Here is a 13,350-nt window from a genome sequence, read left to right as displayed (position 1 = left end):
AACGACACTATGAGAAAGCCAGCCTGATATGGTAATAACTTCAACAAAAAACCCGGTAAAGAAAAGGAGGCAGTTATGGACAAGATCCTGAGAATCGATGTGGGAGCGGAAGGCGGTCCCAAGGCAACAGAAGTTCCGGTTGGCGACTATGCCGGTCTTGGCGGCAGGGCGATGACTTCGGCGATTATTTCGAAGGAAGTTCCTCCATTATGCCATCCTCTGGGCGCAGATAATAAGCTGGTCATAGCCCCTGGCCTCCTGAGCGGGACAGCGAGTGCCATGTCAGGCAGGATCTCTGTCGGCTGTAAGAGTCCGCTTACGGGCGGCATTAAGGAGGCGAACTCCGGAGGTCAGGCGTCACAGGTCTTGGCGCGGCTTGGGTACAGTGCGATCGTGCTTGAAGGGAAACCGAAGAGCGATGATCTGCACAAGGTTTTCATCAACAAGGACGGGGTCAGGATCACGGCTGATAACAGCCTCAAAATGCTCACTAATTACGATCTTGTCGCAAAGATGAAGGCAGAATTCGGCGATAAGATATGCTGTATCTCGATCGGGCCTGCCGGTGAGATGAAAATGGGCGCAGCGACTGTTGCGTTTACGGACATGGAATTGCGGCCGACCCGTCATGCCGGCCGTGGTGGCGTCGGTGCTGTCATGGGCGCCAAGAACGTCAAGGTTATTGTGCTTGACGATACCGGCATGCCGATGCGGCCGCCGAAGGACCCTGAGAAGTTCAAGGATGCCAACAAGAGGTTTGTCGACGGTCTTAAGAAGCACCCGGTCACCGGACAGGGCCTTCCTGCGTATGGCACGAACGTGCTTACGAACATTCTGAACGAAGTCGGCGGGTACCCGACATATAACTTTAAACAGGGCCGCTTTGACGGAGCTGCTGCGATCAGCGGAGAGACCCTGGCAGAGACCGAAAAGAAGCGAGGGGCGAACCCGACCCACGGCTGCCACCGCGGTTGTGTTATTCAGTGTTCGGGTACTTATAATGACAAGGACGGTCATTTCCTGACCAAACAGCCGGAATACGAGACGGTCTGGGCTCACGGCGGCAACTGCGGCATCAATGACATGGACAAGATCGCGATGCTCGATTTCCTGGATGACACCTATGGCATTGATACGATCGAGATGGGCGCGACCATAGCCGTTGCGATGGAAGCAGGACTTGCGAAATTCGGCGATGCAGACGCTGCGATCAAGATGGTGCATGAGGTTGGCAAGGGAACAGACCTCGGCAGGATTCTCGGCAACGGCGCTGCCCTGACCGGCAAGGCCTTTGGCGTAGAGCGTGTGCCGGTGGTCAAGGGACAGGCCATGCCGGCGTACGATCCCCGTGCAGTGCAGGGCATTGGCGTCACCTATGCCACGAGCCCCATGGGCGCGGACCACACTGCAGGGTACGCTGTTACTGCAAACGTCCTGAAGGTGGGTGGCGATGTAAACGCGCTCAGGCCTGAAGGCCAGGTCGAGCTCTCGCGGAACCTGCAGATCGCGACTGCGGCGATCGATTCCACAGGCATGTGTCTCTTCATTGCCTTTGCGGTGCTCGATCAGCCCGATACCTTCCAGGCACTGCTCGATCTGCTCAATGCCTTCTACGGCCTGAATCTGACCGGTGACGGCGTGACCGATCTGGGCAAAATGGTCCTCAAGATGGAACGGGACTTCAACAAGGCTGCCGGCTTCACCCCGCAGCACGATCGGCTGCCGAGCTACTTCAAAACCGAGAAATTCGCACCGCATAATGTTACCTTTGATGTCAAAGACGAGGATCTGGACAAGGTTTTCAACTGGTAAACCGGACCGCTATGTCAGAGGAAGGAGAGGCGAAAGTCTCTCCTTCTTTTTTGTGACATGGCATGGCCGAACACCAAGAAAGCCCTTCCAAAGGAGCATGGCGTGAGGCGAAAAAACATGAAACCGGCCCCTAATGTATTTTACTGAGATGCAGCAACTTCCCCATCTTGAGTTTGTTCTGGATAAACCACTTCTCCCGGAATTCTTCCTGCTGCTTCAGCAGGGCGTGGACCTCAGGTGCCGTATCTGCTGCAGTGTAGCTGCATTTCTCACGGACGAGCTCAGGGCAGGAGAGGAAACCATAGCAAAGATACAGTCGATCATCCTTGACGGCAAACCGGTCGATGATATCGAAACAGCTATAGTAAAGGACGGTTCTGTTCTCGCCCTTTCTGCTGCCATGCCCGGTCTTGTAGGCGCAACGCTCAGGAGGGGAGGTGCATATTCCTCATTTCGCAATGCGATCACCTATCATGAAAAAGCGGAAACGTGCAGCGTAAAAGAGGGGTATGTGAGAATAAAACTCTTCAATCTTCTTATGGCAGAAATGGGGCCCTGCCTGTTGCAGAGGGGAGTTTCCCTGAAGGCGGAAGATCTTCTGAGCTTTATGGCCGGCCTGTCTCAGGATTTCTGGAAGGGATGCATAAGGACCGAGCTTGACAACAGGCCTGTTGATCTCAGAAAACTGCAGGACAGTCTGACAGGAGGGGACGAGATTCTTCTATCGGTATCTCCAGCATAGGCAGAAGCCGGGCAGCGGAGTCTATCCGCCCGCTATGGGCGGGAAGAGTGCCAGTTCATCCCCGTCCTTCATCTGGTGTACTGCAGGTCTGTGTTCCCCGTTGACGATCCTGAGCAGGGCGGTCTTCGGAATGTTCAGTGAGTTTATTGCATCGTCGATCGTAGCATTGTCAGGCAATTCAATGATCTGCTCATCTGGGCCGAACTTGCGCAATGATGCGAAAAGCTTGATCTTCACCTGCATAGTTTATTATAGCAGACGTGCCGGCATGATTTGAGTTTCGCGAATCTGATCCCCTGGCACTGAAGACAGGCGTGCTGCCTTAAAGCAGAGGTGGATCGAACATGACAGGCGTCATAGCAGTTTGTGACCGGAATGATAAAATAAAGCTATGGCAGCCAATACTTATCCATCCCGTCTTTTTGTCGAGCTCACGACCAGCTGCAACCTGAAATGCGGCATGTGCGTGAAGCAGAATGACAATGGAGGCATTCCTGAAGGCAGTATGACGCCGGAGACCTTTGAGGCCCTGGCCCCGGCATTCCCTCATCTTGATGCGCTCGTGCTGAACGGGATAGGAGAGTCCCTGCTTAATCCGCATCTTGAGACGTTTATACGCAAGGCAAAGGCCCTCATGCCGGAGAAGGCATGGGTCGGATTTCAGTCTAATGGCATGGCGCTGAACGATCAGCGTGCTGTCTCTCTTCTTGACGCAGGGCTCGACCGCATCTGCCTGTCGATCGATACGGTTTCAGATGAGAGTTTCCGCACGATCCGGAGCGGCGGGCAGATGAGCGGCATTGTGGCCGCAGTTTCGAGTCTGAACAAGGCCAAAGCGCGAGGCAGCGGACGTGATCTCCGTATTGGTATAGAGTTCGTGCTGATGCGCAGCAACCTCGCTGAGCTGCCTGAAGTTGTTCGCTGGGCAGGCAGAAACGGCGCCAGCTTTGCGATCGTCACTCACCTGCTGCCTTATCATAAAGACCTTGTCGAACAGACTGCTTACGATACCAATACTGCCAATGCCATTGCCCTGTACGAGCGTTGGAAAACAGATGCACGGCAGAAAGGTCTTGACCTCAGGCAATATACCGATACTCTTACGAAGGTGGCAAGAACGTCGGAAGAAGAGCGGATCGTTGATCTTGTAGCACAGATGCGGGGCGACGCAGAGGCGCAGGGTATTACCCTTCACCTGGACCGTCTGCTCAGGCGGGACGAGGACTGGCTGGTGTCTGCTGAAAAGGTCTTTGATGAGGCAAGGCTGGCTGCACGGGAGGCCGGTGTTGAACTGACGCTGCCTGGTATGGCGCCGCGTAACACAAGAAAGTGCGAGTTTGTCGAGGGAAACAGTGCCTTTGTCTCCTGGGACGGAGATATCCATCCCTGCTATTTCCTCTGGCACCGGTACGCCTGTTATGTGGGCGGCCTTGCCAAAAAGGTGAAGCCCTGGGTTTTTGGCAATCTCCATGACCGGGATATTCATGCGATCTGGAACGATGCATCCTCCCGCTCCTTTCGAAATAACGTGCTTGATTACAAATTCCCCTTCTGCTTTGACTGCGGATTCGCTCTGTGCGACTATGTGAGCGAGGAGGAATTTGAACAGGACTGTTATCTTGAGTCTGTGCCCTGCGGTGCCTGCCTTTGGTGCACCGGGCTCTTTCATTGCCTCCAATAACCTGCTTGGCCCTTGCACCAGACCGTGATATGCTGAAGGCAGAAGATCGGCGATAAGGAGGTATTTATCATGACAAACACCGGGCAAGGAAAATCAGGACAGGACAGCCGGGAGCGTTCCCCTGTAATCTCATTGCAGCCCGAGGCTTCTCAAATGCCGGCGAGCGGCAACAGGGAGATTCCTTTTGAAAGAGCTATTCTGACGATCCGCAATGTTTCCGATGTTGAGCTGACAAACGTTGTCCTCCATGCCACTCTCGGACAGGAAGGCGGCACGATTCAGGATATCACGGATTCACTCGCTCATTCTGTGCCTGCGTCAATTCCTCCCTTGGGGATCGTCAGATGGGATCTGTATGACCTTCTGCTCACTGCCCATCCTGGGGCAGCCAGCAAATTACATATGTTCGGGTACCGGGCAGCCCTGAACTGGAGGTTCGATCTTGCCTGCCGGGCCGAATACCGCTTGCCGGACTCTGCTGCGCCTGAACAGACACCGGAATCACGATGGACATTGCGATGGATTGTTCCCGATGCTTCACGCGGAGACGTTGTCCTTGCGATTGAAGAGGTGATCATCTGAACGATTTCTGGAATTTTCCGACTGGCGCCCCTTGATTTCAGTTTCGGCAGTCGCCAGCAATCAATGTTTTTCAATGCAGTCATGTCCTGAAATTATGAAACATTGTGAAGTTCATAAAGCATTCACAAAATACTGGTGAAATAACCTCAAAGACGATATGCTTTGAAAGAATAAGGGAGAAACCAGATGAACCATGCGATGTTTAAACAGCAGGAGCAGAAAAAGGAGGAAAGAGTTATGAAACATTTTAAGAGAATAGGCCTTGCGATCATGATCATTCTGATCATGATCCCTGTATCAGCCAATGCCGGAGGTCTTGGCAATGCGCGCCTCAGCTACCTGGTCGGCGATGTGCAGATCAGATCCGAGGATTCTTCCGAGTGGTTTCCTGCCTCTGTCAATATGCCGCTTCGGGACGGAGACAGTGTTTGGGTGCCTGACGGTTCAAGGGCTGAGGTACAGTTGGCTGGCGGCACACAGGTGAGACTTGACGAGAGGTCATCCCTTGACCTTCTGAATATCAACACAGATTCCTCACAGTTTTATCTGACTGAAGGCAGCGTGTACGTAAACTTCAGGGGTAAAAGGAGCGGTAGTCTTGTACAGGTCGATACACCGGTATCCTCTGTCAGGGTTTATGACAGGGCGGTCTTTAATATTGATGCGGCCGGCAGCGGCTACACCAATGTATCGGTATATATCGGCCAGGTCTATGCAGAGAGCAGAAGAGGCATTACCAGAGTTATTGCCGGGAACAACATCGAGATCAGCGATGATTATGCCGACCTTGCACCTCTGGGCCGTGCTGATGCGTGGGAGCGATGGAACGCGGAGAGGGACCGCAGATTTGAAGAGCGGAGACAGAGCACCCGGTATCTGCCTGATGAACTCGATACCTATGCAAGCGACTTCGATGACAACGGAAAATGGATCTCGGTAAGTGATTATGGGTATGTCTGGACGCCGACCGTGCAGGTCTCTGTGGGCTGGTCGCCCTTCAGAAACGGGCGCTGGAGCTGGGTCGGCAGTGACTATGTCTGGATAGGGTATGAGCCCTGGGGATGGGCACCGTACCATTACGGCAGATGGGCATACGCGGCGTCTGTGGGCTGGTTCTGGGTTCCGCCTGCAAGAGGAGATGTCTATTGGGGCCCGGGTTATGTCGGCTGGGTAAATACACCGACCTATGTTGCATGGGTACCTCTTGCTCCCCGTGAGACCTATTACGGGTACGGCCACTTTGGATCACACAGTGTGAACATTATCAATGTGAATATCAACACCATCGTGGTGAGAGATACTTATCGGAATGCTCATATCAATAATGCCGTGACCGCGCTTCATCGTGACACGTTTGTAAGGGGACGACGTCTTGACTTCAAGGTCAATGATAATCCATTTCTCCGGGAGAAGATCAGCGTCGGCAGGCCTGACATAAAGCCGGAAAGAGAATCGAGAATGGCAGTTATCAGGGAGATCCCGAGAGCCAAAGAGCCGCCGATGAAGATCAGGGAAACGAAGCTCAGGGAGATCAGGGAGGCAAGACCCATGATCAGGGAGAGAGATAGATCCCTGTTCTCTCCGGGAAGAGCGGATAAGCAGATGGGGGTTAAGGCAATAGAGACGCCGAGGGAACGGAAGAGAGATGCATTTGAAGAAAGAGCAAAGGAGCGGGAGAGAACGTTCAGGCCTTCAGAAAGGCCGCAAACAGGAGAGAAGGGAAGGGCAGTAGCGCCTGCTGAAAAGAGGGCGCCGGCTGAAAGAAATATGTTTCAACAGGACCCCAGGGAAAGGACGCGAAAAGAAAAGGAGAGCGCCCCTGCCCAGAACATGAAACAGCGTCAGGTTGAACAGCAGGATAAGCCTGCGCAGCGTCAGCAGCAGGTTGTACCGCCTGATCGTTCAAAGCAGAGAGAGATCAGGAGAACTGACGAAGTTGCGCCTGCACAGCAGCCGATAAAACAGAGGGAGGGCGCGCCTGTACAGAACATGAAACAGCGTCAGATTGAACAGCAGGGGCCTGCACAACGTCCGCAACAGGTTATGCCGCCTGAGCGTCCAAAGCAGAGAGAGTTCAGGAGAACTGACGAAGTTGCGCCTGCACAGCAGCCGATAAAACAGAGGGAGAGCGCACCTGCACAGAACAGGCAGATACAGCGGGAGGAACGTCCGCAGAAACAGCAGATAACTCCGTCCAATAAACAGGATAAACAGCAGGAAAAACAGGAGAAAAAGGCAGAAGAGAAGAAGGCGGGGGCAAAGCCTTCAGAGGAAAGCGGCCAGCAGAAACCGGGTTCAGGTGGAGGCCCGGGCCTTCGATAGACAAAAGGACAGCGGACTGATAGAGGGTGGCAGAATGTTCCATACTGCCACCCTTTTTATATTGTCCGGCTTCAGATGGCAAAGAGAGCATATCGATATGTGATATAATTTCAATATTTTTCAGAAGGAGACAGATATGAATGTATGCCCCTGCGGATCAACCCTGGCTTATGAAGCATGCTGCCAGGCCATAATAAAAGGTGAGAGACCGGCGGAGACTGCTGAACAGCTTATGCGTTCCCGGTACAGCGCTTACGCCATGAAGGAAATAGATTTTCTCCGCACTTCTCTCCATCCGGATCACTGTGCTGACTTCAATGAAAAGACGACTCGTGCCTGGGCAGAGGGCGCTGAGTGGCACGGCCTGGAGATCATCGAAACCATTGGTGGCGGGCCTGACGACAGTGAAGGGAAGGTTGCATTTGCCGTATCCTATTCAGAGCAGGGGACCAGGAAGGATTATCGCGAGCGGGCCACGTTCAGCAAGAAAGACGGTACATGGTTCCTTGTGGGCGGAGAGCCGCTGTCTGTCAAGCCGGTTGTCCGTGAAGCGCCGAAGACCGGCCGCAACGATCCATGTCCCTGCGGCAGCGGAAAGAAATTCAAAAAGTGCTGCGCACAGTAATAGGGCATGAAACGGTCGCGCACCATAACCCTGTCCCTTATCGCAACGCTCTCTCTTGGCCTCCAGGGCTGCAGCCATAAGCAGGCCACGAGCAGAGAGCTGTATGAGACCAAACAGAAGTGCATTGAGGACTGGGGTTCTGAGCAGGACTGCGAAGAAGACAAGAATACCCGGTATTATTACGGCCCGCATTACTTTTATCGCGGCGGCAGGCCGCTGTATTTTCCCCGAGGCGGCGACGAGCCTGTGCCGGTGGGTACTAACGCAAGATTCTCCGGGGTACCCGAAGGTGCGAAATCCAGCCATTCAACAAGCCGCGTAACCTCAACGCATATCAGCCGGGGCGGCTTCGGCAGGCTCGGCTCTTTCCATGGTTCCGGATCATAAGTGATGAAGAGGCTGACGATCGCTCCGCGGAAGAACTGGCAGGAGCGCATGGAGGAGATCGGTTTTACCTTTCACACTCCCGGCAGCACCTATTGGCAGGAGGACGCATACTACGAATTTTCAAGTGATCAGGTCGACCATCTCGAGGCTGTCACTGAAGATCTCCACGCTATCTGTCTTGAGGCTGTCGATCATGTGGTCAGGAATGATCTGTTCCTGAAAATGGGCATCACCGGGGCAGGCGCAGCCCTTGCCAGAGATTCGTGGTCCAGAGCTGACCGCTCATTATATGGACGGTTCGATCTGGTCTATGACAGCAAACAGGAGTTGAGGCTTCTTGAATACAATGCAGATACGCCGACCTCTCTTTTTGAGACAGCAGTTGTTCAGTGGGTCTGGCTGCAGGAGCAATTCCCTGACATGGATCAGTTCAATTCGGTCCATGAAAAACTGATGGATGCCTTTGGAGCAGTAGCCTCTTCCAGAGGGACGTTGCAGCCCTTCTATTTTTCCTCGGTCAGGGACCATGAAGAGGACCGCGTAACGGTCGAATATCTGAGAGATGTTGCGCTTCAGGCAGGCTTCGATGCCCGGTATGTTTCTATGGAGGATATCGGATTCAGCAGTGAGACGAACAGGTTTTATGACATCGAGGAAAACGAGATGCGCTGCCTCTTCAAACTTTATCCCTGGGAGTGGCTTCTGGCAGAGGATTTTGGTCCTCATATATCTGCCTCTGCAATAACCCTCTTTGAGCCTGCATGGAAGATGGTGCTTTCGAACAAGGCAATCCTTCCGATCCTCTGGGAGTTGTATCCGGATCATCCGAACCTGTTGGCCGCGTATTTCGATGCTGAGAGGTTGAAGGATGGCTATGTGCGCAAACCGCTCTTTTCCCGGGAGGGCGCGAATATCCTGATGCAGGACAGGCGCATGCATTACCATGAAGAGACAGACGGCACCTATGGGGAAGAAGGGTATATTTATCAGGAGATCGCCAAGCCTCCCTGTTTTGACGGAAACTACGCGATCATCGGGTCATGGGTGGTTAACGGTCTGCCTGCAGGCATCGGCATACGGGAGGACGATACTCCCATCACAAAGAATACCAGCCGGTTTGTGCCGCATCTGTTCCGGCCGAATTCATGAAGACCTTGCAGTCTCTGCTGCAGTGCGTCAATTATTTGGATGTTTGTTATTGGTGTCATTGTTTCGAAAATAGTGTTTGTTTCTCATTCGTACAAATCCCCCCTTGCCCCCCTTTTCCAAAGTGGGGTTATTCCTCCCTTTCAAAAAAGGCCTGTCCCCGGATGGGGGGAGGTTAGGAGGGATTTTGGATCTAATATTTTCATTGTGTACTATTCATAAAAAGGAGAACGAGAAATGATCACAGGAACCATAGGCACATCACTGGCAGGCATGACAGCCTTTCTCTCATATTTTGGGGCATCGGTCCTGCTGGTGCTGCTCTTTCTGGTGGTGTACGGTAGGGTCACGCCGTACAAGGAGTTTGCCCTTATTGCTGACGGCAATATTGCGGCGGCACTGAGCTACGGCGGAGCCTTGCTCGGTTTTGCATTCCCCCTTTCGAGTGCCATCTCCCACAGCGTCAGTCTTGTCGACATGGTCATCTGGGGCATTGTGGCCCTCGTTGTGCAGATCGTTACCTTTTTGGCGGTGCGACTGTCAATGCCCAGGATCGTATCTGATATCCCGGCCAACAAGGTGGCAACAGGCTGCTTCCTCGGGATCGTCTCTGTCGCGACAGGCATGATCAACGCAGCCTGCATGACGTATTAGAACCATTGATCTCAAATTCGGGCAATTTATTTTTCCCGTGTGTTATTCTTTTCAATCCGGTGTAATTGAGCGCATATCTGCTTTATTCATAGATATGGGTGTCCCGGATATCAAGAAATTAAGCTATAAACGATAAGGAGTAAAGTATGTTACATCTAAAACGCCAATTGCCTTACAGGCCCACGGAGAGGATGAATGTCGTGAGCTATCCGATCCGGGATATCGTGATGGAGGCAAAGCGCGAAGAGGCCAAAGGCAAGAAGATGATCTATCTGAATATCGGCGATCCGCCCCAGTACGGGTTTGAGCCGTTCAGGGTGATAGCGGACCGGGTAAAGAGCGCGCTTGACGAGAACTGGAAGGGTTATGCCCCTTCTGAAGGTGACGAACAGTTCAGGACTACGGTGGCAAAGATCGAGAAATGCCGGCCTGAGGATGTCTTTGCTGTTGCGGGCCTTACTGAGGGGATAGATTTTTTCTTCCATTCGTTCATAGGCTTTGGAGAAAAGGTGCTCCTGCCCAATCCGGTATATCCGCTCTATCTGAGCAAAGCAAAACAGTTCGAGGGTGAGAGTGTCTTCTATCGGCACGATGCGAATGGCCAGATCGACGTGGCATATCTGGCAAAGAAGATCGAGGGCGCCAAGGCGATGGTGATCATCAATCCGAACAATCCGCTCGGTTCGGTCTATTCTGAAAAGAACCTTACCGAGGTTGTTGAACTCTGTGCCGAGTATGATGTCCCCATATTCTATGACGGGTCATACGACCAGCTTATCCTTGAGGGCAAGCTGATAGACTTTAGGAAGATCGCCAGAAACAAGATACCGTTCATTTACGGGAGCTCGCTCTCAAAGGACTTCTGTTATACGGGGGCCCGGATCGGATGGGTGGCCTTTCACGGTGACAAATGGGCAGAGGTGAAAAATGCTTTTTTCCTGCTCTGCAATCAGAGGTTGTCTGTAAATTGGGAATACCAGAAGGCTGCTGCAGCTGCGCTTGTTGATCGTGCATATCCGGCCTATATTGATGATATGAAGAAGAGGCTGGTCGAAAGGCGGGATACCTTCATAAAGATGGCGAAGAAACTGCCGCTCTCCTTCCCGGTGCCGATGGGCGCCTTCTATGCGTTCATGAAGATAGAGACGCCGAAATGGCGGAAGGATATCGAGTTCGTGCGTGCTGCACTGAAGGAAGGTGTTGTCTTTGTGCCTGGTTCAGGGTTTGGCAGGCAGGAGGATGGCGTCTATTTCAGGACAACGTTCCTGCCGGAACCGAAGATCATTGAAGAGGCATTCAGCAAGATCAAGAAACTGCTGTAGATCGAACATGTTCATTCTCTCCTCCCCTCCTTACCAAGGAGGGGTTTGGGGGAGGTTCTAAAACACTCCCCTAATCATCCCACAAATTTCGGAATCGAATGTTTTCTTAGCGCTGATAGTCTGGAGGGTAGGGGGCATATTCATCGCGGTCCCATAAGCGGTTCCTTGCTTCAGGCCTGCACTGGATAATCCCTTTCTTGCAGAGTTCATTCCTCCATTCGTATTTCACCAGAAACTTCTCAACAGGAATAGCTTCCGGTTCGAACTCGACCTTTACAACCGGTGAATAGTGCTCATTACCAAAGCCTGTGCCCGCCTCATCCTTTGCAGCTCTTTTCGCCTCGCTTCTTGACGCCGAAGGTGCAGGTGCGCCCTGAGCTTTTCCCAGGGACCGCTCCTGTTCATGGAGAACAACCGGCCGCTGCTTTTCGCGGAACACGGCAACTGCTATCACACCCATGGCAGAGGTATCGCTGAAGGTCCTGACAGAATAGGAGTCAGCGCTGCTGGTGAAATAGAACCGGTTCACCTTGTCGTCGCTGGTCCTCCAGCCTTCGAGACGCGCCTGCCCGTAGGGTTCGACTATGTACATCATCTCGTTGCTGCCCAGATATGACTTTTTGCCGGTGATGATGTTTCTGCCGTCAACAGCGACCACAACCCCGATCCTTTCAGATAAATGGTTCCTGATCTGGATATTGTAGTTCTCCCCTTTCCGCGCTTCGAGATACTGCTTGAATACATAAGTTGATCCGCTGCTGAATTCCTTGTGCGGTATAAGCTGAAATACAGCACCCCTGTCTGAGACAACCTCTACGTCCACATTGTTTCCCCGCGACGCAAATACCGGCACTGCCATCAATACCATAACGATCCCCAAAATAACTGCTGTCGCTGTTTTCATGTCCTTCTCCTTTCTGCTGATGGTCTTTGATGGGTTAGACAGAAGGAGAGAGAAAAAAGTTCCCGAGGGGGAGATACTTTATCGATGAGTCGGACAATGTGCTTTTTCTCATACCTGCAGTTATGGGTTGTAAAAGCCTCTCCTTTCCAAGGGGAGGTGTGGTGGGGTATTGATAAAATTACCAAAACCTCCCCAACCCCTGCAAGACGCTTTATTTAACGTGTTTTTTTGATGAGATATGATCGGCAAATAACATGGAGCGATAGTTTTCATTATATCCCCGATATTGTTAAAATAAAAACCTTCAATATTTCTGTTTGACTCAATGGGGATAACGCATGGCTAAATCAGTTTCAGGGGGGCAATTGCACTCAGGTCATCGCAAACGGTTGCGTATGCGTTTTCTCAAAGAAGGCCTGGATAGTTTTGAGGACCATCAGGTGCTCGAACTGCTTCTCTTTCAGGCCGTTCCCCGTTTGGATACAAACCCTATAGCGCATGGACTAATGAAGAGATTTGGCAGTCTTTCGGCTGTGCTTGAGGCCGATCCAAAGGATTTGGCATCTGTTGAAGGTGTCGGCGAAAATGCTGCTGCCTTTCTTTCGATGATTCCTCATGTTACCCGCCGCTATTTTCATGATCGTGTCAAACATTCCCGCAAGCCCCTGAACAATTCTGAGTCGGCTGCTGAATATCTTGTCCCTCTTATGGCAGGCCGTTCTGAAGAGGTGTTCTATGTTATCTGCCTTGATTCTCAACTCAGAGTTCTCTATCCTGCCTTGATAAGCGAAGGCACAGTGAAGGATGCCCTTGTGCATCCACGTCATGTTGCTGAAGCTGCGGTAAGACATAAGGCGGCCTCAGTAATTCTGGCGCATAATCACCCTGCGGGAAGTGTTAAGCCATCTGTCCATGATCACAAGCTGACCCGCAATCTGGTGCAGGCGCTTGGCGGAATCAATGTCCAGGTCGTTGATCATGTTATTGTGGCCGGTGAGCTGATCTACAGCTTTTCGCGGGAAGGCACGTTGCCAGTATATGAGAGTGCTGGATAACGCAGACACCGTCTGCGCAATTTAGATTGAGCTGGTCGCACTACATATTTCTCATGGTGCTCAGGAACGAAGGTGAACAGAGCAACAGTTTTCATTATATCCCCGATATTGTTAAAAT

General features: G+C 52.2%; 13 protein-coding genes. 11 read left to right on the top strand and 2 right to left on the bottom strand.

The window, feature by feature from the left end; all coding sequences use genetic code 11:
• Positions 1-75 precede the first annotated feature (75 nt).
• A complete protein-coding gene (locus tag HZB62_10315) occupies positions 76-1,812 on the top strand; it encodes an aldehyde ferredoxin oxidoreductase (protein MBI5075540.1) in 1,737 nt (578 codons plus the stop codon).
• Positions 1,813-1,945: 133 nt separating this feature from the next.
• Positions 1,946-2,554 (top strand): hypothetical protein, encoded by a 609-nt coding sequence (locus HZB62_10310; protein MBI5075539.1) that lies wholly within the window; start codon positions 1,946-1,948, stop codon positions 2,552-2,554.
• A 21-nt stretch (positions 2,555-2,575) separates the two neighbouring features.
• On the opposite strand, the gene HZB62_10305 is transcribed toward HZB62_10310, so the two are convergent.
• On the bottom strand, positions 2,576-2,791 hold the full coding sequence (locus tag HZB62_10305; GenBank protein ID MBI5075538.1) for a MoaD/ThiS family protein: 216 nt from the start codon (positions 2,789-2,791) through the stop codon (positions 2,576-2,578).
• A 154-nt stretch (positions 2,792-2,945) separates the two neighbouring features.
• Between HZB62_10305 and HZB62_10300 the strand changes: the two genes are divergently transcribed.
• The 8 genes from HZB62_10300 to HZB62_10265 all read left to right on the top strand — a co-directional run bounded on the left by HZB62_10300 (position 2,946) and on the right by HZB62_10265 (position 11,273).
• Positions 2,946-4,235: a radical SAM/SPASM family putative metalloenzyme maturase gene (locus HZB62_10300; GenBank protein ID MBI5075537.1), complete on the top strand. Its 1,290-nt coding sequence runs from the start codon at positions 2,946-2,948 to the stop codon at positions 4,233-4,235.
• 69 nt (positions 4,236-4,304) lie between these two features.
• A complete protein-coding gene (locus tag HZB62_10295; GenBank protein MBI5075536.1) occupies positions 4,305-4,817 on the top strand; it encodes a hypothetical protein in 513 nt (170 codons plus the stop codon).
• A 237-nt stretch (positions 4,818-5,054) separates the two neighbouring features.
• Entirely contained in the window at positions 5,055-7,139 is a 2,085-nt protein-coding gene (locus HZB62_10290) for a FecR domain-containing protein (GenBank protein ID MBI5075535.1), read from the top strand.
• A gap of 136 nt (positions 7,140-7,275) precedes the next feature.
• Entirely contained in the window at positions 7,276-7,764 is a 489-nt protein-coding gene (locus tag HZB62_10285; GenBank protein MBI5075534.1) for an SEC-C domain-containing protein, read from the top strand.
• A 6-nt stretch (positions 7,765-7,770) separates the two neighbouring features.
• On the top strand, positions 7,771-8,151 hold the full coding sequence (locus HZB62_10280) for a hypothetical protein (GenBank protein MBI5075533.1): 381 nt from the start codon (positions 7,771-7,773) through the stop codon (positions 8,149-8,151).
• Between the two features lie 3 nt (positions 8,152-8,154).
• Entirely contained in the window at positions 8,155-9,300 is a 1,146-nt protein-coding gene (locus HZB62_10275) for a glutathionylspermidine synthase family protein (protein MBI5075532.1), read from the top strand.
• 234 nt (positions 9,301-9,534) lie between these two features.
• A complete protein-coding gene (locus HZB62_10270) occupies positions 9,535-9,951 on the top strand; it encodes a DUF350 domain-containing protein (protein ID MBI5075531.1) in 417 nt (138 codons plus the stop codon).
• 200 nt (positions 9,952-10,151) lie between these two features.
• Positions 10,152-11,273: an aminotransferase class I/II-fold pyridoxal phosphate-dependent enzyme gene (locus HZB62_10265; protein ID MBI5075530.1), complete on the top strand. Its 1,122-nt coding sequence runs from the start codon at positions 10,152-10,154 to the stop codon at positions 11,271-11,273.
• A gap of 106 nt (positions 11,274-11,379) precedes the next feature.
• Here the strand turns inward: HZB62_10265 and HZB62_10260 are convergent, their stop codons facing one another.
• The gene (locus tag HZB62_10260; GenBank protein ID MBI5075529.1) at positions 11,380-12,177 is read right to left on the bottom strand and encodes a hypothetical protein; all 798 of its coding nucleotides are present in this window, start codon (positions 12,175-12,177) and stop codon (positions 11,380-11,382) included.
• Positions 12,178-12,515: 338 nt separating this feature from the next.
• Here HZB62_10260 and radC point away from each other — a divergent pair, with 338 nt between their 5' ends.
• Positions 12,516-13,232, top strand: coding sequence for a DNA repair protein RadC (radC, locus tag HZB62_10255; GenBank protein ID MBI5075528.1), 717 nt, complete (start codon positions 12,516-12,518; stop codon positions 13,230-13,232).
• The last annotated feature ends 118 nt before the right edge of the window (positions 13,233-13,350 follow it).

Source organism: Nitrospirota bacterium (assembly GCA_016214855.1).
Lineage (GTDB): Bacteria > Nitrospirota > Thermodesulfovibrionia > Thermodesulfovibrionales > UBA6898 > UBA6898.
Note: the sequence above shows the minus strand (reverse complement) of the source record. Positions and strands in the feature narration are given on the sequence as shown.